General features: G+C 52.9%; 16 protein-coding genes. 12 read left to right on the top strand and 4 right to left on the bottom strand.

Annotation, left to right across the window (positions count from 1 at the left end):
• Positions 1-36: 36 nt before the first annotated feature.
• From METH11B_RS0109065 to METH11B_RS0109040, 6 genes are all read left to right on the top strand, one after another.
• Entirely contained in the window at positions 37-3171 is a 3135-nt protein-coding gene (locus METH11B_RS0109065; protein ID WP_026601763.1) for an efflux RND transporter permease subunit, read from the top strand.
• A 25-nt stretch (positions 3172-3196) separates the two neighbouring features.
• Positions 3197-3340, top strand: coding sequence for a hypothetical protein (locus tag METH11B_RS29130; RefSeq protein ID WP_331280408.1), 144 nt, complete (start codon positions 3197-3199; stop codon positions 3338-3340).
• A 116-nt stretch (positions 3341-3456) separates the two neighbouring features.
• A complete protein-coding gene (locus METH11B_RS0109060; RefSeq protein WP_231499603.1) occupies positions 3457-4770 on the top strand; it encodes a hypothetical protein in 1314 nt (437 codons plus the stop codon).
• 56 nt (positions 4771-4826) lie between these two features.
• Entirely contained in the window at positions 4827-5594 is a 768-nt protein-coding gene (locus tag METH11B_RS0109055; RefSeq protein WP_026601761.1) for a hypothetical protein, read from the top strand.
• Positions 5595-5718: 124 nt separating this feature from the next.
• Entirely contained in the window at positions 5719-6015 is a 297-nt protein-coding gene (locus METH11B_RS0109050) for a c-type cytochrome (protein WP_026601760.1), read from the top strand.
• A gap of 613 nt (positions 6016-6628) precedes the next feature.
• A complete protein-coding gene (locus METH11B_RS0109040; RefSeq protein WP_026601758.1) occupies positions 6629-7873 on the top strand; it encodes a hypothetical protein in 1245 nt (414 codons plus the stop codon).
• Between the two features lie 44 nt (positions 7874-7917).
• Here the strand turns inward: METH11B_RS0109040 and METH11B_RS0109035 are convergent, their stop codons facing one another.
• Both METH11B_RS0109035 and METH11B_RS0109030 read right to left on the bottom strand, forming a co-directional pair.
• Positions 7918-9309 carry a heavy metal sensor histidine kinase gene (locus METH11B_RS0109035; RefSeq protein WP_026601757.1) on the bottom strand — a complete coding sequence of 464 codons (1392 nt, stop codon included), beginning with the start codon at positions 9307-9309 and terminating at the stop codon, positions 7918-7920.
• Positions 9306-9983 carry a heavy metal response regulator transcription factor gene (locus METH11B_RS0109030; RefSeq protein ID WP_026601756.1) on the bottom strand — a complete coding sequence of 226 codons (678 nt, stop codon included), beginning with the start codon at positions 9981-9983 and terminating at the stop codon, positions 9306-9308. Before METH11B_RS0109030 ends, METH11B_RS0109035 begins: the two co-directional genes overlap by 4 nt.
• A 155-nt stretch (positions 9984-10138) precedes the next feature.
• Between METH11B_RS0109030 and METH11B_RS0109025 the strand changes: the two genes are divergently transcribed.
• The 6 genes from METH11B_RS0109025 to METH11B_RS30045 all read left to right on the top strand — a co-directional run bounded on the left by METH11B_RS0109025 (position 10139) and on the right by METH11B_RS30045 (position 20322).
• Positions 10139-10783, top strand: a complete 645-nt coding sequence (locus tag METH11B_RS0109025) for a c-type cytochrome (protein WP_026601755.1) — start codon at positions 10139-10141, stop codon at positions 10781-10783.
• 331 nt (positions 10784-11114) lie between these two features.
• Positions 11115-11399 (top strand): hypothetical protein, encoded by a 285-nt coding sequence (locus tag METH11B_RS0109015; protein WP_026601754.1) that lies wholly within the window; start codon positions 11115-11117, stop codon positions 11397-11399.
• A 247-nt stretch (positions 11400-11646) separates the two neighbouring features.
• The gene (locus METH11B_RS0109010; protein ID WP_026601753.1) at positions 11647-13392 is read left to right on the top strand and encodes a copper resistance system multicopper oxidase; all 1746 of its coding nucleotides are present in this window, start codon (positions 11647-11649) and stop codon (positions 13390-13392) included.
• Positions 13373-13822 carry a DUF2934 domain-containing protein gene (locus METH11B_RS0109005; protein WP_026601752.1) on the top strand — a complete coding sequence of 150 codons (450 nt, stop codon included), beginning with the start codon at positions 13373-13375 and terminating at the stop codon, positions 13820-13822. Before METH11B_RS0109010 ends, METH11B_RS0109005 begins: the two co-directional genes overlap by 20 nt.
• A gap of 160 nt (positions 13823-13982) precedes the next feature.
• The gene (locus tag METH11B_RS29760) at positions 13983-15116 is read left to right on the top strand and encodes a copper resistance protein B (protein WP_231499602.1); all 1134 of its coding nucleotides are present in this window, start codon (positions 13983-13985) and stop codon (positions 15114-15116) included.
• A 244-nt stretch (positions 15117-15360) separates the two neighbouring features.
• Entirely contained in the window at positions 15361-20322 is a 4962-nt protein-coding gene (locus METH11B_RS30045) for a heavy metal translocating P-type ATPase (RefSeq protein WP_026601750.1), read from the top strand.
• A 357-nt stretch (positions 20323-20679) separates the two neighbouring features.
• Here the strand turns inward: METH11B_RS30045 and METH11B_RS26550 are convergent, their stop codons facing one another.
• Together METH11B_RS26550 and METH11B_RS0108985 are read right to left on the bottom strand one after the other, a co-directional pair.
• The gene (locus METH11B_RS26550; RefSeq protein ID WP_051427048.1) at positions 20680-21861 is read right to left on the bottom strand and encodes a sigma-54 interaction domain-containing protein; all 1182 of its coding nucleotides are present in this window, start codon (positions 21859-21861) and stop codon (positions 20680-20682) included.
• A gap of 203 nt (positions 21862-22064) precedes the next feature.
• The gene (locus tag METH11B_RS0108985; protein WP_026601748.1) at positions 22065-23336 is read right to left on the bottom strand and encodes an O-acetylhomoserine aminocarboxypropyltransferase/cysteine synthase family protein; all 1272 of its coding nucleotides are present in this window, start codon (positions 23334-23336) and stop codon (positions 22065-22067) included.
• Positions 23337-23385 lie beyond the last annotated feature (49 nt).

Below are 23385 nucleotides of genomic sequence, written 5' to 3'. Positions count from 1 at the left end.
CTCAACAGATATTTCAAATAGTATACGGGATCGGTCATGGTCGAAAATCTAATCGAATTTTGCGCGAAGAACCGCTTCATCGTCTTTCTTCTGGTCTTCGGTCTGGCCGCTGGCGGCTTGTGGGCTATGAAGAACACCCCCATCGATGCCCTGCCGGATTTGTCAGACACCCAAGTCATCATCTATACCCAGTGGCCTGGCCGCTCGCCGGACCTGATGGAGGACCAGATCACCTATCCCATCATCACCGCCCTGCTGTCCGCACCCAATGTGACGGTGGTGCGGGGGTTCTCGGACTTCGGTTATTCCTACGTCTATGTGCTATTCAAGGACGGCACCGACATCTATTGGGCGCGGTCCCGCGTTTTGGAATATATGAACCAGTTGTCCGGCAAGCTGCCGGAAGGTGTGACGCCGCAGCTCGGGCCGGACGCCACGGCGGTCGGTTGGGTGTTTCAGTATGCGCTGGTGGATACGACCGGACAGCAGGATTTGGCTTCGCTCCGCTCGTTCCAGGACTGGTATCTGCGCTACTGGCTCCGCGCCGTGGACGGCGTTGCCGAAGTCGCCAGTGTCGGCGGCTTCGTGCGCCAGTATCAGATCAATCTCGATCCCACTAAAGTGCTGGCCTACCGGCTTAATCTGAACGAGATCATCGACAAGGTGCGCATGAGCAACCTCGATGTGGGGGGGCGAGTCGTCGAATTCTCCGGCCTAGAATATATGATCCGGGGGCGCGGCTATATCAAGTCCACCGCCGATATTGATCAAATCGCGGTGGGCGCCAGCCCGAGTGGCACGCCGATTCTGCTGCGCGATGTCTCGACGGTTAGTTTGGGGCCGGACATGCGGCGCGGTATCGCGGAACTGGACGGCCAAGGCGAGGCGGTGGGAGGCGTCGTCATCATGCGCTACGGCCAGGATACCCTGGAGGTGATTGATCGCGTCAAGGCCAAACTCAAGGAGATCGAGCCGTCCCTGCCCGCCGGCGTCAAGATCGTGACCGCCTACGACCGCAGCGACCTGATCAAGGAGGCTGTTGCCACCGCCAACGAAAACCTGATCGAGGAGTTGATCACGGTCAGTGTCTTGATCATCGTCTTCCTGCTGCATTTCCGCTCCGCCCTGATACCCATCATCACTCTGCCCATCGCCATCCTCATCGCCTTCATCCCGATGTATTTCCTTGGGGTCGGCATGAACATCATGTCCATCGGCGGCATCATCGTCGCCGTCGGCGACATGGTGGACGCCTCCATCGTCATGGTCGACAATGCTCACCGTCGGTTGGAGGATTGGGAACGCGGTGGCCGCGTGGGCGACCGCAACCGGATCCTCATCGATTCCGCCAAGGAAGTAGGGCCGCCGATCTTCGCCTCGCTGCTGGTGATTGCCGTCGCCTTTATGCCGGTCTTCACCCTGGAGGGGCAGGAAGGGCGCTTGTTCAAGCCGCTGGCATTGACCAAGAACCTGTCTATCGCCATGAGCGCAGTCATCGCGGTGACGCTGATCCCGGCCTTGTTGTCCCTCTTCATCCGGGGCCGAATCATTCCGGAACGGCGCAACCCGGTCAGTCGCCTGTTGCAGTGGGCTTACGCGCCCATTCTGAGGCTAGCGCTGCGGTACCGGACACTGCTGGTAGCACTGGCCATCTTGCTCATCGCCAGCATCGCTCTGCCGTATCAGCGCATGGGCTCGGAATTCATGCCGCCGCTGTATGAAGGCACCATTTTGTACATGCCGACCACGCTGCCGGGCATCTCGGTCACGGAAGCCGGGAAACTCCTGCAACAGATGGACCAAAAGCTTAAGGCGTTTCCTGAAGTCGGGCATGTGTTCGGTAAATCCGGCCGCGCCGAAACCTCCACCGATCCGGCGCCATTCAGCATGATGGAAGTGGTGGTGGAGTTGAAGCCTAAGGAGCAGTGGCGGGAGGGCCTGAGTTATGAAGACCTGATCGCGGAGATGGACCGTGCCTTGCAGTTTCCAGGCGTGACCAATACCTGGTCCATGCCGATCAAGGCGCGCATCGACATGCTCACCACCGGTGTGCGTACTCCCGTGGGCATCAAGATATTCGGGCCGGACCTCAAAAAAATCGAGGAGATCGGTAAAGCCATCGAGATGATCGCCAAAGAAGTTCCCGGTACCCGCAGCGTTTACGCGGAACGGGTTTCGGGCGGCTATTTTCTGGACTTCGTCATCAAGCGCGACGAAATCGCCCGCTATGGCTTCACCGTCATGGACGTCAGCAAGATGATCGAATCCGCTATTGGCGGGGAAAGCATCACCACCACCATCGAAGGGCGCGAGCGCTACCCGGTCAATGTGCGTTACCTGCGCGAACTGCGCGACGACCTGGATAAATTGGGACGGGTGTTGGTGAGCGCCCCCAATGGTGCACAGGTGCCCATCGCCCAGCTCGCGGAGCTGCGCATGGTCAGCGGCCCGGCGATGATCCGGGACGAGGACGGCATGCTGGCCGGTTACGTCTATGTGGACATGGCCGGACGAGATGTGGGCGGTTATGTGGAGGATTTGAAGCGCATCGTGAAGGAAAAAATCGAGTTGCCGACAGGTTACACCTTGACCTGGTCGGGACAATACGAATTCATGGAGCGGGTGCAGCAGCGTCTCAAGATTTTCGTGCCGCTGACGCTTGCGATCATTTTCATCCTGTATTACTTTACTTTCCGTTCCGTTGCCGAAACACTGATGGTGATGCTGGGCGTGCCGCTGGCCCTGGTCGGCGGCGTGTGGGCACTTTACGGCCTGGGATACAATATGAGCATCGCCGTTTGGGTAGGTTTAATCGCGCTCGCGGGCGTCGCCGCCGAAACCAGCGCGGTGATGCTGTCCTATCTGGATGAGGCCGTCCGTAGACGCCAGGAAGCCGGACAGTTGCGTTCGCTCGCGGATTTGCTGGAGGCCGTTCAAACCGGCGCCATGGAGCGTATCCGGCCAGTCATGATGACGGGCCTGGCCAATATCGTCGGGTTGTTTCCGGTCATGATCGCCACAGGCACCGGCGCCGACGTGATGAAGCGTATAGCCGCCCCCATGATCGGCGGGATCGGTTCGGCCATGTTGTTGACGCTGCTGGTCATTCCGGCGCTCTATGTTATTTGGCGTTGGCACAAAGACATCAAGCGTCTTTCGAAAAGCGAGTAGGAATTCATAATGATGGCTATTGTTAGTGGCGATGTTGAGCGTTATTCTCATTGCCACCGAGATTTTTACCAATGCGCTCGAACATCTTGGCGCTCGGCTTCATATCTCCGAAGGCGCTACTGGATCATTATTGGCGACAGTGGGAACAGCTCTGCCCGAACCATGCTAGTGCGTTAATCTCATTGTAGCGGCTATTCAATTATGGATACGAAAGTCTACTCAGTGAAACAAACGTGTGGGAAAAAGTTGCATCTAACTTGCTCAGTCAAATAGAGGTGAATGAATATGGCAACATTTCGCATAGGTATGACGGTTTTCCTCGGATTATTGGTTTCAGCTAACGCACATGCAGTGCCCAGCATGGGGCGGCAGACGGGTATGCAGTGCGCCTCCTGCCATACGGTCTTCCCGGAACTGACGCCGTTCGGGCGTCAGTTCAAGTTGCGCGGCTTCAGCCAAAAAGCGCCCAATGTCAAGTTCCCGGCCTCGCTTCCTATTTCAGCCCTATTGCAGGTTTCCTGGAATTCAACCCGGAAAACCAAGGGGACGGATCCGGAGAATTTTCCGCGTAATAATGAGGTCATCCCGCAGGCGGTAGGTTTGTATTATGGAGGGAAAATAACCGAGAAATCGGGGGCATTGATCCAAGGCTTTTATGACGGCATAGAGGACAAAGTCATGATGGAGATGTTCGACGTCCGCTATGCCGACAGTTTTTCAATCGCCGATAACCAGGAACTGGTTTACGGCCTTACGTTAAACAATAATCCGACGGTGTCCGATATCTATAACAGCACGCCGCAATGGAGTTTTCCCCATACCGAAACTGCGGCCCTGTCGCCGGCCGCGCGAACTCAGATTGATACCACTCTGGCCAGTCAGGTAGGAGGCTTGGGTGTCTATACCTTGTGGAATAACCTGGTGTACGGGGAAGCTGCCTTTTATCGTAGCGCCAGACGAGGCTTGCTGCGTCCGCTGGGTGCGGGTGTCCCAACTGAGAACGTAGTAAATGACTTTGTACCCTATTGGCGTGTCGCCTTACAGCACGAATGGGGATCTCACAGCCTGGCGGCGGGGACTTACGGCATGGTGGCTGATGTTTTTCCGGACCCCAATAATACGGGAGGGTCTACAGACCGTTTTACGGACGTTGCCCTTGATGCCCAATATCAATACATCGGCGGCGCGCATATTGTTAGCACTGCGGCGACCTGGATCCGGGAAGCGCAAGACTGGAATGCAAGTTTTGACCAAGGCTTCACGTCTAATAAATCGGATGTTCTGCAAACTTTCAGGATGGATGCCCATTATTACTATCAACGCCGTTTTGGCGGCGGCATCCAGTTTTTTTCCACCTGGGGCAATAGCAATGAACTCAAATACAACACCGGGGAGCCGGTTACAGGCAGCACTAACGGCAAGCCAAACAGCGATGGGTTGATTGCGGAACTGAATTACCTGCCGTGGTCCAATGTGAAACTGGCTGCACGGTATACAGCCTATGGAAAATTCAATGGCGCCAGACACAACTATGATGGTTTCGGCAGAAATGCCTCCGACAACGACAGCATCTTTTTGCTGGCCTGGCTGTTGTTCTGAAGCGGAAGCTTCTCTCTGAAACGGATGGAGGTGCTTTGCACGCGCTTGTGAAACCAATGTCTTCCTGCACCTTGAAGACATTGCCGGCGTCCTTGCGCCTATTGTTCAGTGTTTTTTTACTGACGATTGGGGCAGGATATTTGGCGGCGTTGTTCTACTTGTATCTCGAGGACGTGGACCCGCATAAAAAGATGGGAATGGGGTTGGTTGAAGGGATTACTATGAAATATCACGGTGTGCGTGGTAACACCCGTCTTGAGTCTGCCCTGCGGGGGATAATGGCGAATAAGATCACGTCTTCCGAAACGGAGGAGGTGTTGCGCTGGGTAAGCGCGGGGGCGTCAGAGGCAGGATACCGGGAAAAGGTGAAACCGCTGCTGGATAAAAACTGCGTTATCTGCCACAACGCTAAGTCAAGTCCTGCCGTTCCGCCGTTAACCACCTTCGAAGAAGTCCGCGAAGTGACACGCGTTGACATGGGGCCGGGCCTGGACCAGCTTGCACGCGTGTCTCATGTTCATCTGTTCGGCATCAGCATCATATTCCTTCTGACCGGAATGATTTTCTCACTGAGCGAAATCACCTCAGCCTTGAAACTGCCCATCATTGTCGTGCCTTACGTCGCGATTTGGATGGATATCGGCTCCTGGTGGATCACAAAGTACCAGCCCTTTTTTGCCTATACCGTCATTATCGGTGGATGTTTTATGGGGATGGCGCTGGCCGCGCAGATTCTTATTCCGCTCTGGGAAATGTGGTTTAAAAAACCTGGCGCCACTCCTATCGATACACCAACTAAGCACGCAAGTGATCGAGAGTCGTGAAATGAGATCAACGAGTATAGGAGATTATTATGTTCTGTTTTCGACAGCAATACCGGGAAACGCATTACCGAATTGAAATAAAAGTTCCAACCAAACCCCAATCTTTGAATGTTAGGAGAAAGCCATGAAATTCATCTTCATCAGCAGCGCCGCCTTGGCGCTTTTATTATTCGCGGGCCAGGCTCCCGCAGTCGATGGACAGGAAGTCTATAGCAACAACTGTGCTGTCTGTCATGCCGCCATGCCTCCGAAGCTTGGCGACAAGGCGGCATGGGGGCCATTGATTAAGAAGGGGGGCGATGCACTGGCCGCTTCCGTTATCAATGGCAAGGGAGCAATGCCCCCGCGGGCCGGGCAACCCGAATTGAGCGATGCGGATATCGGCGCTGCCGTGGACTATATGATGACGCAAGCTAAGTGATGTTTAATAAACCAAGTCAATGGCATTGGCGCAGGGACATCAAGTTTCTTGCAGTAAAGTTGGCTGTATGAGCGGTTCGGAAGCTAGGACGCGGAAAGCCGATGACGGTAGGGCCGATTATTCGAAGCGGCGCTTGCTACGGCCGGTTTATTCACCGGAAAATCCTGATCCGGCTGTGTCTGGGGTGGCGGTTCCTCAGCGTGACGGGCTGCGGCGGAGTCTTGTGGCTGGAGGTCAATCGCATCAAGCAGTTCGTCCACGACACCGCACCCAGGGAATCCGCTGCCTTCGGTGGGGAGTCCGCCCACCACCTGAAACGGCTGGACTCCGCGGCTCGCCAACTTCTGACGGAGTTGGCCCAGCGACTGTTTCCGCAGCATTGGGGGAACCGTAGACGGCATCACTATCATTGCCATCGTAATTTTGAACGCAGTCAAGCGGGCAACGTTTTTCTGCCCACCACATTGAGAATCCCTTTTGTTGTTGCGAACGGTGTCCCAAAGGGCATAAGGCAAAGAAGCTTGCCCACCTGGCTCCCTTTATGGCGAGCATGGCGCACTTAGACTTATAATTTCAGCCAGTCGTCAATGCGTAACTTCTATAAAAATAAAAGATGAACAACCTCTTACAAATAATTACACAATACAAAGCCGATACGCAAAGTGTCTACAATACTTGGTTTATTGACAATGACCAACGGCTCAAAGCCTTTCGCACCATTCGCAGAGGGGTTTTACAAGTGGTGGAAGATATTAAAAATAAAAATTTTCCAAACGATTTTAAGAGTAGCTCCCTGGAATTTGTTTTGAATTGTATTGCCGAACAAAAGCAAGTATTTATAGGAGTATCGCACCCTTTTTATTGGAAACCCAAATTACGGATACCCGACATTTACGAAAATCAAAGTAATAAAATTGCCTTTGGTCAATTCCTGGAAAACTGTATCAATGCTAAATCAGAAGAACAAATCGTTAAAGAAATAGTACGATTGGATGCTCTAAAAATAAAAGGTTTGGGTCCAGCCGTAGCAAGTATTTTATACTTTTTGCACCCCACTTTGTTTCCGCCTTTCAATACTGCCATCATCAATGGGTTTAACGCTTTATTTAACGACAAAAAGAAATTAGGTTCTTGGACAGAATACCTAAAAATCAGAGAAGTATTGATTGAAACCAACAACAAACATAAAGCTCAACTTTCCAACGATTTGGGAGCGATAGCGGGTTTGTGTTTTGAAATTGGTACACAAAAAATGCTTATCGGCAATGATGAATATTTAAGTGAAGACGAACGAAATAAGTTAGAGAAAAACATTGAAAAACGCCAAAAAGAAATTCAATACGAAAAAGACGAGGAAAACCTGCATTCCGAAATGCAGTTTCATCTGTTGAAAATCGGTCAAAGTTTGGGTTACGATGCTTTTGTTGCTTCAAATGACCGTTCAAGGTCTTATGCAGGTAGTAGTTTTTCGTTTATGAGTCCAGATAAATTTCCAGCTATCAATTGTGATAAAGAAACCGCCGGTACTATCAAATTGATAGATGTATTATGGTTTGAGAAAGGGACAAATAATGTGATTTGTGCCTTTGAAGTTGAAAAAAGCACCAGTATTTATTCGGGAATTTTACGATTGACCGACCTTTCATATTCCATCGCTATCGGCAATGAAACTTTTTATTTGGTTGTCCCTGATTGTAGAGAAAAGGATGTAATTTTGCAACTCTCACGTCCTTCAATCAAGCAAATAAAAATCCCAATCAAATACATATTATTTTCAGAACTTCGGCAGAACTGCAATGCTCTTTGTAAGTTTGGTGACAGCCACCAAATAATGAAAAAAATTGCAAAAACTGTATGAGTTCTGGATAAAAAAGTAGCCCTATAGATCCGTATTATTATCGTTCAAACCGGAAGCCGAATCTCAAACGTCGTGATGCCGCCCTCCGAATGCGCCAAAGCCTCGCCGCCATGGGCGTGCGCGATAGAACGCGTGATCGCCAAACCGAGTCCCGCGCCCTCACCAAAACGCTGTCGTGATGCATGTACCCGGTAGAAGCGATCGAAAAGCCGCGGCAAATGCGCAGGTGTGATGGTTTCTCCGGTGTTTTGCACCGACAAAACGACGATCGAGACGTCGGAATCGTCAACGCGAATTTTTATCCTTTCCCCTTTTGGCGTATGGCGTAGCGCATTCGAGAGGAGATTGTTGACCGCTCTGCGCAGCATCAACCTGTCGCCGAAAATAGCTCCCTTTCCGGAATAGGTCAGACTGACGCCCTTTTCCTCAGCCAACGCCTCGTAAAATTCGACTAGGCTGCTCACCTCCACCACTAAATCGAACTTTTCGCGATGCGGGACAATGAGGTTGTTGTCCGATTTGGCCAGGAACAGCATGTCGGCAATCATCCGCGACAGACGCTCGAACTCTTCCGCGTTGGAAGCCAGCACGTCCCGGTATTCGTCGAGTGTCCGGGTCTTAGACAGAGTGACCTGGGTTTGTGTCAGCATATTGCTGACCGGCGTGCGCAACTCGTGGGCGATATCCGAGGAAAAGTCGGATAGCCGGCGGAAGGATCCTTCGAGCCGTGCCAGCATCTCGTTCAGGGTTTTCGCGACCTCGGCCAGTTCGACGGGAATGGAGGCTAAAGGCAGCCTCTGGTCGAGGTGGTTCGCGGTGATGCCCGCAGCACTACGGCTGATGTCCCTAAGGGGTGCCAATCCCTGGCGTGCTGCTACCCAGCCGAGAAAGCCGGTCAGTAACGCCGCCAGGCCCATGACCGTCCACAACGCCGTCCGAAACGATTGCATGAAATGCTCGTGGTGTAACAGGTCGGTGGACACGGCCACGACCACCGGAGCCGCGCCTTCGATACGGGTCGGCACTTCGGCTGAAATCCCGCGATAGCGATGGTTCTCGGGGTCGGTCCAAAACATCGGGTGAAGGTGTTTATCTCCGGCTCCGGCAAGCAGTTCTTCCGGTAACTTCGCACCTTCAGTCGAATACAGGGTCTCACCATTCGGCTTCAAAACGACTACGGCCAAACCGGGGTGTCCCACCATGGAATCTTGAAGTTGTCCTGGTAGCGCCTCCAGTTCCGAGTCGGAGCGAACTTTCTTCAAGGTGTGCTGGAGAAGTTCCAGTTTGCCGTCGAGCAATTCCATGTCCAATTCTTCGAAATGCCGCTCAACGAGCGAGCCGATCAGCAGCCCCAACAGCAGCAGCACCGTCGTCGAGACTGACGCGAACAGCAAGGTTAACCGGAAGGTGATGGATTTGCGTCCGATCAGCCTCATTCGGTCGCCTCCAGCACGTAACCCATGCCTCGGACGGTGTGGATCAGCGTCGGCTCGAAACCGTCATCGATTTTTGCCCTCAGACGCCTGATAGCGACCTCGATCACGTTGGTATCGCTATCGAAGTTCATATCCCAGACTTGGGAGGCGATCAGGGACCGGGGAAGCACCTCGCCCTGGCGCCGCAAAAGGAGTTCCAACAGGGCGAATTCCTTGGATGCTAAATTGATCTTTTTGCCCGATCGGGCCACCCGGCGTCGTATCAGGTCGAGTTCGAGGTCGGCAGCTCGCAGAATCTCGGACTCCTTGGTCTTCACTCCGCGCCGGAGCAGGGTTCGAACACGGGCCAACAGTTCGGAAAAGGCGAAAGGTTTCACTAAGTAGTCATCGGCCCCGAGTTCCAGTCCATTGACCCGATCGTCGACATCGTCGCGGGCCGTGAGAAAGAGCACCGGCATATCCTTGCCCGAGCGACGGATGCCTTGCAGCACCTGCCAACCGTCAATGCCGGGCAGCATCACATCCAAAATTGCCAGGTCGTAGGCTTCTGTCAGCGCCAAATGCAGACCGTCCAGCCCATCTCGCGCTAAATCGACGACGAAGCCGGCCTCGCTCAGGCCCTGTCTCAGGTAATCCCCGGTTTTGGACTCGTCTTCCACGATCAGGATCTTCATGCGTACTCCACAGCGTGATTTGTTTCGTATTGATGCCATTCTACACTGGCAGCGAGACCTGCTCTCGAAGATTACGCAAATGTAATCAGCGGGTCAGGTTCCCGTTAACTGGGGTATCGTAGAATACAACTACAGACAATCTGCGAGAACTTTCCATGAAAAAAATTCTGCTGGGCGCATTGGGCGTCCTTGGCCTCGGCGCCGTAACAGTGCTTGGCCTGCTTCAGGCCGGAGCAATCGATATGGCGGCCGATAAGCCTCACCGCCCCGCCGTCCACCGCCTCATTGAGTGGGCGCGGGAACAGTCCATCGCACGCAGGGCCGCCGACATCATTCCGCCGGTCGACTTGTCCGACGCTGGCCGGATTCGCCGGGGCGCCGGCAACTACGACGCCATGTGCGCGAACTGCCACCTCTCACCCGGCAGCGAAGATTCCGAAATACGAAAAGGTCTCTATCCGACCCCGCCGAATCTCTCCAAACCTGCAAATGCCGACGATTCCGACCGGACGGATGCCCGCCGGTTCTGGATCATCAAGCACGGTGTCAAGGCCTCCGGCATGCCGGCCTGGTCGAAAGGCGGCATGGAGGATGAGGCGATATGGGATCTGACAGCTTTCCTCAAGAACATGCCGAGCCTTTCCCAGGAAGAGTATCGCCGGCAAGTCGAGTCCAGCGATGGGCATACCCATGGCGGTATTGAGGAGCAAGAAGCCGAAATGGAAAACAAGTCCGGTGCCGCACACCCTCACGCCACGAAACCGCATGCCCACGAGCACGCTCACAAGCACGGTACATAAGCACTAACCAGCCCCGGAAGATGACGGAAATGTAATGCCTCGGTCAGCCTCCCGTAAGGAACAACCGTTTAAACTGGCCACATTCAAATCAACCAGGAAACAGTCATGAAATCAGATCTGAAACCCTATCTCCGTTCTTTCGCTAGTTCCCAAGCTCAAGCTTGGGAATTCGGTTTGGAAGCTCCAGCTTCCCGTTTCGCGAAACTAGAGTTTCGCCTTCGAGGTTCCTAATCTGGAGATTGGGAACCAGCGTACACCCTGCTCGTCCAGGCGGACGGTAGTACCCGCGTTTTGCCAAACCACTAAATCTACTAAATCCAGGAGAAAATCCATGAAAAGTTTGATTACACCCGCCCTTGTCGCCCTCGCCGCCACGGTCTTTTCCGCGCAAAACATCGCCGCCACAGACCATGATGCTCATGGCGGCCATGACGCGATGCCCGCGCCGACTGCTGCCGAAGCCCCGATGGTCAAGGAACCCGTGAAGACAATCGACAAGCCGGCCGGAAATGTCACGGCGCCCCAAGGGGTGCCGCCCAACTCGAAAATTAACACGAATCGTTCCGGGCCATCCTCATCTGCCGGTCATGCACACGAACATACTGACGCTAAATAAGAAATCCACGTCAAGAAAATATTCCTGAGAAACCTATGAAATATATGAAATTTGCATTAATCACACTTTTGTTAGTCGCTGTTTCTGCCTGCGCAACAGATTCCAATAGATATAAAGATGACAGTCATTCGCATCCTAGCAGTAGCGGCGGACATAGTCATTAAAGTAATAACAGCCTGAGATCCCTATGACTTCAACTTCATGTAATCTGGGGCGAAAACAATTTCTTGTCTGAGTAAGCATCATAATGAAATTTATTTCCAAACCTTCACTACTATTGCCTGATCTTTCCCGTCGGCGCTTCATTGAAGGGCTGGCCGCTGGCGGTATTCTATTAGGGCTATCGCCGTGGACCAAAATGGCTCAGGCCAAGGAGACAACGCCGCTCACCGAGATACTGACCGGCACGGAATTTAACCTTACGATAGCGGAAACACCGGTTAACTTTACCGGTGCGCAACGTGTGGCAACCACCGTTAATGGTTCGATTCCTGCACCGACATTGCGTTGGCGAGAGGGGGACACGGTGACGCTGCGTGTCACCAACCGCCTCGCCGAGGAAACGTCGATTCATTGGCACGGCATCCTCCCGCCTTATCAAATGGATGGGGTACCGGGTATGAGCTTTAAAGGCATAGCACCTGGGGAAACCTTCATCTATCGCTTCAAGGTACAACAATCCGGCACCTACTGGTACCACTCCCACTCCGGTATGCAGGAGCAGACCGGCTTATACGGCGCCATCATCGTTGACCCGGCCGGCGCCGACCCGATTCGCGCCGATCGCGACTACGTGGTACAGCTGTCCGACTGGACCGACGAAGACCCAATGCGGGTCTTCGATAAGCTTAAGAACCAAGGCGACTACTACAACTTCAACCAGCCGACGGTCGTCGATTTTTCTCGCGATGTCGCTAATGAAGGGATGGTATCGGCTATCCAGAAGCGGCACATGTGGAACATGATGCGCATGAATTACACCGATCTGTCGGATATTTCCGCCTATACCTACACCTACCTGATGAACGGCACGACGCCGGCCGGCAACTGGACCGGACTGTTCCGTCCTGGCGAGAAGGTGCGGCTGCGCTTCATCAATTCCGGCTCTATGACGTTTTTCGATGTGCGTATACCGGGCCTCAAAATGACGGTGGTTCAGGCCGACGCACAGAACGTCGAACCTGTCACGGTGGATGAATTCCGCATCGGACCTGCGGAAACCTATGATGTCATTGTGACACCCGAAGAAGAAGCCTATACCCTCTTTGCCCAGTCGATGGACCGTACCGGCTATGCCCGCGGCACGCTGGCAACGCGTGCCGGCATGACAGCGGCGGTGCCTTCTCCGGATAAACCCCAACCACTTACCATGGAGGACATGATGGGCGACATGGGCGGTGGCGACATGGCGGGAATGAATCACGGCGGTATGGCGATGGATCACAGCGCTCACGCCATGGGCGGCGGACAGGTGCGCGTACGCCACGCCCGTACCGAATATGGTCCCAGCGTGGACATGCGGGTGGATACCCCGCGCACCAATCTGGATGATCCCGGTATCGGCCTGCGCGACAATGGCCGCCGGGTGCTGACTTATGCCGATCTGCACACCATCGGTGGGCCGCTGGATACAAGAAAACCGGTTCGGGAAATCGAGCTCCATATCACCGGCAACATGGAGCGTTATAGTTGGTCGCTTGATGGCCTCGAGTTCGGCGAATCCACCCCGATTCATTTCCGTTACGGAGAACGGCTGCGCGTGATTTTTGTCAATGATACGATGATGACCCATCCCATGCATTTGCATGGCATGTGGAGCGAACTGGAAAGCCCGGACGGACGCTTCCAGGTGCGCAAGCACACCATCATTGTGCAGCCCGCGCAGCGCGTGACTTTCCTCGCCACCCCCGATGGCTTGGGCCGTTGGGCGTGGCATTGCCACCTGTTCTTGCACATGCATGCGGGCATGATGCGTGAAGTGGTTGTGGCCTGAGCAGGGTGCAATCAAAAATGAAATCTTACACCTTTACAATTCAAATCAGATTGTGGAAAAGGTTACTCGCCACCAATGGATTTCAGAAGCCGCTTATTACAAAGCTGAAGCCAGATATTTCGCGCCCGGTAGAGCGCTGGATGATTGGCTGGCAGCCGAAAATGACTATGTGAAGATGCAAGTTGCACTTTATCTTTCGATGGCTGAAGAAGATGGTGGTTTGACTATCTCGGGTCTACAACAGCTGGCAAAATCGGTTGGTGTTGAAAACCCTGAAAGTATCAATCTGAAAATCGAGCTTGTTCAGGCCATCCAGAATGCCACTCATCATCGCCCATGCTTTCGCACGGACCACGACAGGACTTGTCATGAAGTAGACTGTAAATGGAGAGCTGAATGCCACAGATTGATTGCGGTGTGGCACCGCTAACCGGAAAATATTGCTATGTTTCAGGATTTTATTTTTAGGTCTATTCATAGCGCATTATGTAAGCATTTATTGCCAAAGGCTGAGAGCTAGCCATGGGTTGATGTTTTGAAGTAGTTATGCAGAACAAGCGTTCAAATTCAAAAACAGGAATAATCGAATAATGAAGCAGGAAACGATGGTGAACCGTCGAGTAAATTTGATCGCCGCCTTGATGGTTCTCAACCTATCCTCTGTTTGGGCACAAGGCACAACGACAGAGGAAAACGCGCAAACGAACCAAGTTCACGCCGACCACGCCTATCATTCCGCACAGACGGAGCAGAAGCGTCGTGAAGTAAAGCCCGGGACAAAGTCAATGCCGGCTCCGGCAAATGTATCCGATGAGATGAGGGCTATGCCGGGCATGGATCACAGCAAGATGAATCACAATGCCATACCGGGCATGGAACAAGGTGATAAGTCCGATACGGTGAAAGGTTCAGGACATGACATGAACCACGGAGGCGCAACTTCCGGAAAGGCCAACGACATGAGCAACATGATTCATGGCAGCGACGAATCCATGTCCATGCAGGGTGACTCGGCCCCACCCGATGCTCGCGATCCGCACGCCTATTCAGATGGTTACAACTTCGGCCCGATTCCACGACCCAAAATGGGGGACGAAGATAATTTTGGCTCATTGCTGGTCGATCGGCTCGAAAGTGTGACTACACGCAACAACACTTCTGTGGCTTACGACTGGCAGGCCTGGTATGGTCAGACTTATGATCGTGCACTCATCCGAGCTGAAGGCGAGATTGAGAGTGGTACATTTAAAAACGCGCGCAACGAGTTGCTTTGGGCGCACGCCATTACCGCTTATTTGGACACGCAGCTGGGTGTCCGTTACGACAGCGGCAAGGGCACGGATAGCGGCTGGCTCGCCTTCGGTATCCAGGGGCTACTGCCTTACTGGCTGTATGTGGAAGCGACGGGTTATGTTAACGAGCAAGGGCGTACCGCATTCCGTCTCGAAACAGAATACGATTTATTGCTGACACAAAAGCTCATCCTGCAGCCACGCATCGAGATGAATATTTATAGCCGGAGAGACGACACCCGCGACGTGAGTAGCGGCTTGTCCAACATTGAAGCAGGCCTGCGCCTGCGTTACGAGATTCGACGAGAATTTGCTCCCTACGTGGGCGTTGACTGGGCTAGTCAATTTGGCTCTGCGGCAGATAATATACGTGCTGCAGGTGATGCTGCGGAGGATGTACGGTTCGTTGCCGGGGCGCGTATCTGGTTCTAAGCCTTCGGGCGCTTCTTTGTACATTTCGGGAGTCCCGTCGGGCATGCTGTTTATGCCCTATAGGCATCAACTTAAGGATGGAGTGCGGGCTTTCCCTGCAAAAGTTATGCGATGCATTGTTAACGGGCAAGCAAAGCTTGCACTCCTGCTTATACGACAAACTGTAATGTTAAGTCGTATAGGGTGAGCAATGCTTTTTTGCCCACCCTACACGGCTGTTAATGTTAATGTGAGAAACACCATTATGAACGCATGGCATAACCAATCGATTACCGAAGCCGCAAGCCTTCTCGAGACCGATATAGAGCAGGGTCTTTCTGGCAATGAAGCGAAAAAACGGCTCACCCGGTATGGGCAAAATAAACTACGCAAGGGCAAGCGCGTCTCGGCCTTGGTCATTTTTGTAAGTCAGTTTAAAAGTCTGGTTATCTGGGTGTTGATCGGTGCGGCGGCGGTTTCCGCTGCATTAGGCGAAACTATAGACGGCATCGCCATTATTGCCATCGTTATTTTGAATGCGATAATCGGTTTCCTTCAGGAATATCGCGCTGAGAAGGCGGCGGCCGCATTAAGTCGTCTGACAGCGCCCCATTGCCGCGTGGTGCGCGGCGGTCATAGCCTGGTGGTTACTGCTATAGAAATTGTTCCTGGCGATATCCTGTTGCTGGAAGGCGGGGATCTGGTCGCTGCGGACGCTCGCCTGATCCAAGCATCGGTTCTTCAAATCAACGAAGCGCCGCTGACCGGCGAATCGCAAGCGGTAGGAAAATCCACAGACAAACTGCCTCAGGAAACGTCTCTGGCGGAGCGGAACAATATGGTCTTCCTCGGCACCAGCGTAACGGGGGGAACCGGTCGCGCTCTGGTGGTTAATACCGGCATGGAGACGGAACTCGGCCATATCGCCAAGCTTCTGGAGGCAGCCGAAAGCGGAGAAACTCCGTTGCAACGCCAACTTGAACGGGCAGGACGCCTGCTGTTGATGGCCTGTTTCGGTATTGTCACGCTGATTTTTGGCTTGGGATTATTACGCGGGATTGCCCCGTTTGAGCTTTTCTTGAGCTCGGTGAGTCTCGCGGTAGCCGCCATTCCGGAGGGGCTGCCGGCGGTGGTGACTATTGCGCTCGCGTTGGGTGTGCAGCGCATGGTACAGCGTCACGCCCTGGTGCGGCGTTTGGCCTCGGTTGAAACGCTAGGCCGTGCCCAGGTTATCTGCACGGACAAGACCGGCACGCTAACGATGGGTGAAATGACCGCCCGCAAGTTGATCACCTCAACAAGCTTGTATCGCGTCACCGGCGAAGGCTACGCCACTGAAGGCGCATTCTTTTCCGGAAACGTGGAAAGCCTGCCGTCTGAAAGTCATGAACTCCTGGCTTTGCTGCGTACCTCGGTCGCCTGTAACGATGCCGAACTGGCCCTAGTCGATAACCGGCCTGTAGTCATCGGCGATCCTACTGAAGGGGCGCTACTGGTGGTCGCCGCAAAAGGCGGTATTACCCGCGAGGTCTTCGAGACTGAAATGCCGCGCCTGGCTACGGTGCCTTTCGATTCCGACCGCAAACGGATGACGGTCATCCGTCGTCGGGAAAACTATACCTGGGCATTCGTCAAAGGTGCGCCCGAAGTTATTCTTAGTCGTTGCACCCTGATCCGAACCGATCAGGGAGTCAGAGAATTGACCGAGAATGACCGTAGTCGAATGATACAGGCTAATGCCTTACTGGCGCAGGATGCACTGCGTGTGCTTGCCGTGGCCGAGCGCCCGCTGGACGGCTTCAGTTTCGAAGCAGGCAGGGGTGTAAACGACGCCGAGATCGAGCAAAAGCTTACTTTTTTGGGACTCGTAGGCTTACAGGACCCACCCCGAGGCGAAGCAAAGGAAGCGGTGGCCAAATGCAAGCGGGCAGGCATCAAATCCGTGATGATTACAGGCGATCATCCGGACACTGCACGGGCAATAGGTCTTGAATTGGGCATTCTGGCCAAGGGCGACCAAGTTCTCGTAGGCGCTGAACTTGACCGCCTGGATGACGAAGCGCTGAAGGAGCGTGTCTCGCAAGTTTCCGTTTATGCGAGGGTTACCGCCGAACACAAACTCCGCATTGTCCGCGCATGGAAAGCGCTGGGCGCAGTTGTAGCGATGACCGGGGACGGGGTTAATGATGCGCCTGCGATCAAAGAGGCGTCCATCGGTATCGCTATGGGGCTAACCGGTACCGAAGTGACCAAAGAGGCCGCGGATATGATTGTGACGGATGACAACTTTGCTTCCATTGTTGCTGCCGTGGAGGAAGGGCGGGGTATCTATGACAATATCGCTAAAACCTTGGCTTATCTGTTGGGCAGCAGTACCGGCGAATTGATCGTAATGCTGATAGCCGTCCTATTGGGTTGGCCGCTGCCGTTATTGCCGCTGCATCTTTTATGGATCAACCTGGTAACAGACGGCTTTGCAGCGCTGGCCCTCTCGACCGATCCGATTGATCCCGACGTGTTGAGCCGTTCGCCGCGACATTCCCAGTCAGCGCTGCTCAATCGGGATTTACTCAAACTAACCCTATTCACCGGCTTACTGGCCGCCAGTGTCACGCTCGGCGTGTTTGCTTATGAACTCTATATCATCGGCAGCGGTCTTGATCATGCCCGCGACGCCGCCTTTACCGCTTTGGTGATCACCGGATTGCTGCGCTCTTTCGGCGCACGGAGTGAACAGCGTACCCTTTGGCAGATAGGCTTGTTTTCCAATATCCGCTTATTTTTGGTTGTCGCAGTGAGTTTTTCTTTGCAGTTGGCGATACATCATGTCCCCATGCTGCAAACGCTATTCCGGATAGAACCGGTTTCTCTACATCAGTGCGTGTCGTGGATCGGGGTTGGATTCATACCGTTGATTGTCCTTGAATTGAGAAAAGTCATCCGTGGCCGCCTAGCAACAAAGGATAAGATAATGGAAAAATACGCTAATGAAAAAACTTATACCTGCTCCATGCACCCCGAAATTCGCCTGGTAAATCCCGGTAACTGTCCTAAATGCGGAATGGCCCTGGAGCTGATGAATCCTATAGAAAATAAGATTTCCGAAATTCATGGTGAATATGTGTGTCCGATGCATCCGGAAATCATCCGCAGTGAGCCCGGTTTCTGTCCTAAGTGCGGTATGGCTCTGGAAGCCCGCGACGTTTCAGGGGAGGAAGAGGAAAACCAAGAACTCACCGTTATGAGTCGAAGGTTTTGGGTATCGACAGCGCTATCGATACCTGTGTTCATTTTGGCAATGGTTCACGACCTGATACCGGGCTTGATTGCTGGCGACTTTTTCACCCACTGGCTGCAATGGCTTGAATTTGCTTTAGCCACGCCGGTGGTTTTGTGGGGCGGCTGGCCGTTTTTCCAGCGCGGCTGGAAATCTGTCATTAATCGCAATTTAAACATGTTTACGCTGATCGCATTGGGTATCGGCGTTGCTTGGGGGTACAGCGTGGCAGCAACGGTTGCGCCGGGGATTTTCCCGTCAACCCTACGCAACTCAAATGGCATGGTAGCCGTCTATTTCGAGGCCGCGGCCGTTATTACTACCTTGGTGTTGCTTGGACAAGTATTGGAGTTGCGGGCTCGAAGCCGCACCAATCAGGCTATCAAAATGTTGCTGGAGCTGGTACCGAAAACTGCTCGCCGGGTTTATAACAACGGCAAGGAAGAAGATATTCCTCTTGAACAGGTAAAACCGGGCGATGTGTTACGTGTCCGACCCGGCGAAAAAATCCCTGTTGACGGTGTCGTACAGCAAGGTGTCAGCAGTGTCGATGAATCGATGGTGACCGGAGAGCCTATTCCGGTGGAAAAAAATGCCGGCGATCGACTGATAGGTGCCACCATCAACAGCACCGGTAGTCTGCTGATGCTTGCTGAGAAGGTCGGCGGCGAAACGCTGCTGGCCCGGATTGTGAAGATGGTCAGTGAAGCTCAGCGCAGCCGGGCGCCGATCCAGAAACTGGCGGATGTGGTTGCCGCCTGGTTTGTCCCGGCCGTTGTCATCATAGCCATTATTACAATGCTGGTCTGGTGGCAGTGCGGGCCGGAACCGCGTTTGGCTCATGCCATTGTTAATGCGGTAGCCGTACTTATTATCGCCTGCCCCTGCGCTCTCGGTCTTGCCACGCCTATGTCGATTATGGTCGGTACCGGCAAGGGCGCTCAGCTCGGGGTATTGATTAAAAATGCCGAAGCGCTGGAAATCATGGAAAAAATAAATACCTTGGTGATCGACAAAACAGGCACTCTGACCGAGGGTAAGCCCCGTCTCTTGTCCGTAGTCGCCGGCAAGAATTTTTCCGAAGAGGAAGTGTTATATTTCGGTGCAAGCCTGGAAAAAGCCAGCGAACATCCGCTTGCTGCCGCCATTGTTAAAGGTGCTGAAGAAAAGGGCGTCAAGCTGACTGCTGGAGAACAATTTGAATCTGTCACCGGTCAAGGTGTTCGTGGCAGGATTTCAGACTGCCAAGTTGCACTCGGTAATGCCCAATTAATGGAAGCCCAGAATATCGATACAACGCCTTTACAAAAACAGGCTGACGAGCTCCGTCTGGAAGGGCAGACCGTAATGTTTGTCGCCGTGGACGGGAAACTTGCTGGGTTTATCAGTGTTGCCGACCCCATCAAATCGTCAACACCGGAAGCATTGAAAGCTCTGCACGAAGCAGGGATAAAAGTCGTGATGCTGACCGGCGATAATAAAACCACAGCCAATGCCGTGGCAAAAAAACTCGGCATAGATCGGGTTGAAGCGGAAATATTGCCTGAACAGAAAGCCGTTTTCGTTAAACAATTGCAGGCTGAAGGCCATATCGTGGCAATGGCGGGCGACGGTATCAACGATGCGCCGGCACTGGCGCAGGCGGATGTAGGCATTGCGATGGGTACGGGCGCCGATGTCGCGATGGAAAGTGCGGGGGTCACACTGGTCAAAGGCGATCTTCGTGGAATCGCCAGGGCACGGCTGTTAAGTCAAGCTACCATGAGTAATATACGTCAGAACCTGTTTTTTGCCTTCATCTACAACGCCCTCGGTGTTCCCGTTGCAGCTGGTGTGCTTTATCCGTTATTTGATATTTTGCTTTCACCGATGATTGCGGCGGCAGCGATGAGTGTTAGTTCTGTTTCAGTCATCATGAACGCTCTGCGACTGCGAAGATTGTCGTTTTAATACATCAGGTAGACTAATCGCACAACATTTTAAACTCCATTATTCATCACGTTATCGATCACACAATAATTCGGTAAATTCTTCTGCTAAGTAGTGGGACTTTAAGAACGCCCTGATACATATCCAAACTCGTCATGAGGACGAATTTTTCGGTTACCAACCTCTTAATGACTGACTGCTCTTGGTCAATGGACTAAACCGCTTCACTCTATGGAGTCTGTGTAGTAAAGCACTAGTTGATTGACAGCATGCCCTGTCCAAGAAACGAGATAATCCGCCTTGTTTCAAGATAGGAGCAGTGTCATGACTTCTTCCATACATACAATCACCCCGTTACGTTATCAATATCCCAGCAAATCAAAAGGCCCAGCATTCTTGCGATGATTCGGCTAAAAAAATCTCTTTGTATTCTTCATCCTTTGGAAAAAAATCACGCACAATAATGGGAGATCCACCCACACTCTGCGGCAATACAGGATGAGATTTTTCAGTTCCCGGCTCCCCTGCTGTCAGGATATGGTGCTGAATCAATCTAGCCCGAACCACATGTCGGCTCAGCCCAAGCAATCTTGCTGTTGCCAATTGGTTTCGGTCGGTATGCATATAAGCTACTTGTAACAAAGCTTGTTCGGCACGAGCATACAAATCAGGATATCCTTGCTCACATAAAACTTGAAATGCACTGACTAATCTCTCAAAATCTCCAGTATCAGAGCCTGCCGATTTAGGAAACCTTCGCAATTGAGAGAGATTTAAATCCGCTGGCTTAATGGTAAGGTCACGGGTTACCAATAAGGCATGATGGATAACATTTTCCAATTCACGAATGTTACCGGGCCAAGTATGCGTTAACAAAATTTGTTTTGCAGTTGGGGCAATAGTAGCTTTCGGACAACCCAGCCGCTGACCATAAACTTTTAAAAAATGCTCGGCTAGGGGCAAGATATCCCCGATACGTTGCCGCAATGGCAATAAATTCAATGCAGCCACATTCAGACGATAGTACAAATCCTCGCGAAACCGACCGGCCATGACAGCTTCCTCTAACTTGACGTTGGTTGCTGCAATCAATCGCACGTCTATGGGTATTGCCTTGCGAGAGCCAACCCGGACCACCTCTCGTTCCTGCAAAACCCGCAATAATTTTACCTGCATCGACTGCGGCAGATCACCAATCTCATCCAGAAAAAGCGTGCCACCCGAAGCAGCCTCAAACCAGCCCTGTTTGGTCGTCATCGCACCGGTAAAAGCCCCTTTTTCATGACCGAACAGCTCACTCTCAATCAATGTTTCCGATAAGGCACAGCAATTAACCGCTAGAAAGGGCCCGTTGCACTTTGTGCTCAGTTCATGTATGTGACGAGCGACCAGTTCTTTCCCAGTACCAGTTTCGCCAATGATAAGAGCATTCAACTCACTTGGCGCAATACGTTTGATTCTGTCAAGTAACTCTTTGGATTTTGGATCTTCGAAAACGAGAGCTGATGCTCGAATTGAGAGAGCCATCTCGGAGGGATTAGGAAAAGCAAGTAAATGCATAAGTAAAAACATATCCTTTGAAGTTACGTTAACCGACAAGATAACATGCTTTAAAAAACTTATAAAACGATTAGTATCAATATGATTATGCTTAAATGTAATAATCTGGGTTGTCGGGTTTCGCAAAAATTAACGGCTCTCAGGACAGGTATATCCTGGCTTGTTACGCCGGGATCTGCCAAGCACAGGACAATCCTCCAGCGTCAAACCGCTTCGAGCGCCTGTTCCAAATCCGCGACAATGTCGTCGCCGTGTTCTATCCCGATCGATAAACGCACCATGTCCTCGGTGACGCCCGCTTTGAGCAGCTCTTGAGGTGACAATTGCCGATGCGTGGTCGATGCCGGGTGGCAAGCCAGCGATTTGGCATCGCCGATATTCACGAGGCGGGTGAACAGTTTTAGCGCATCCTGAAAATGCTCGCCCGCCTTGCGGCCGCCTTTCAAGCCAAAAGTCAGAATACCGGAGGCGCGTCCACCCATGTATTTATCGACCAGCGGTTTATCCGGATGATCTTCGAGCCCAGCGTAGTTGACCCATTCCACTTTGTAGTGATTTTGTAGGTATCGCGCCACCTTGACGGCGTTTTCAGAGATCCTGTCCATGCGCAGCGCCAAGGTTTCTATGCCTTGCAGGATCAAAAACGCATTGAAGGGCGAAAGGGCCGCGCCGGTATTGCGTAACGGCACAACACGGGCTCGGCCAATGTAAGCGGCAGGTCCCAGGGCTTCGGTGTAAACGACGCCATGATAGGACACGTCGGGCTCGTTCAGGCGAGGGAAACGCGCTTTATGCTCGGCCCAAGGAAATTTGCCGCTATCGACGATCACGCCGCCGATGCTGTTGCCATGACCGCCCAGATATTTGGTCAGCGAGTGCACGACAATATCGGCGCCGTGCTCGATCGGACGGCAAAGATAAGGCGATGGCACCGTGTTGTCGACAATCAGCGGCACGCCGTGGCGGTGGGCAATGTCGGCCAGCCGTTCAAAATCGGTCACGTTACCGAGCGGGTTGCCGACCGATTCGCAGAAAATCGCCTTGGTTTTGCCGTCAATCAGAGCATCGAAAGCTTCGGGATCGCGATAATCGGCAAAACGCACGTTGATGCCGTATTGCGGCAGGGTGTGGGCAAAGAGATTGTAAGTGCCGCCGTACAGAGTGGCGGCGGAGACGATGTTGTCGCCGGCTTCGGCGATGGTCATGATCGCGTAGGTAATCGCCGCCATGCCGGAGGCCAGCGCCAGCCCAGCGATCCCGCCTTCCAAGGCGGCCACGCGCTTTTCGAGCACGTCCGAAGTCGGATTCATGATGCGGGTATAGATATTTCCGGCCACTTTCAAATCGAAGAGATCGGCGCCATGCTGGGTATCGTCAAATGCGTAAGAAGTGGTCTGATAAATGGGCACGGCCACGGCTTTGGTGGTCGGATCGGGGCTGTAGCCACCGTGTACGGCGATCGTTTCTAGTTTCATGGGCTTTAGGGTGGTTGACGAGGTTGATAGAGTCTGTAAAGGGTCTGGT

Origin of the sequence: Methylomonas sp. 11b (genome assembly GCF_000515215.1) — a bacterium.
Classification (GTDB): domain Bacteria; phylum Pseudomonadota; class Gammaproteobacteria; order Methylococcales; family Methylomonadaceae; genus Methylomonas.
The sequence above is the reverse complement of the archived record's forward strand: the minus strand, read 5'-3'. Positions and strand labels throughout refer to the sequence as shown.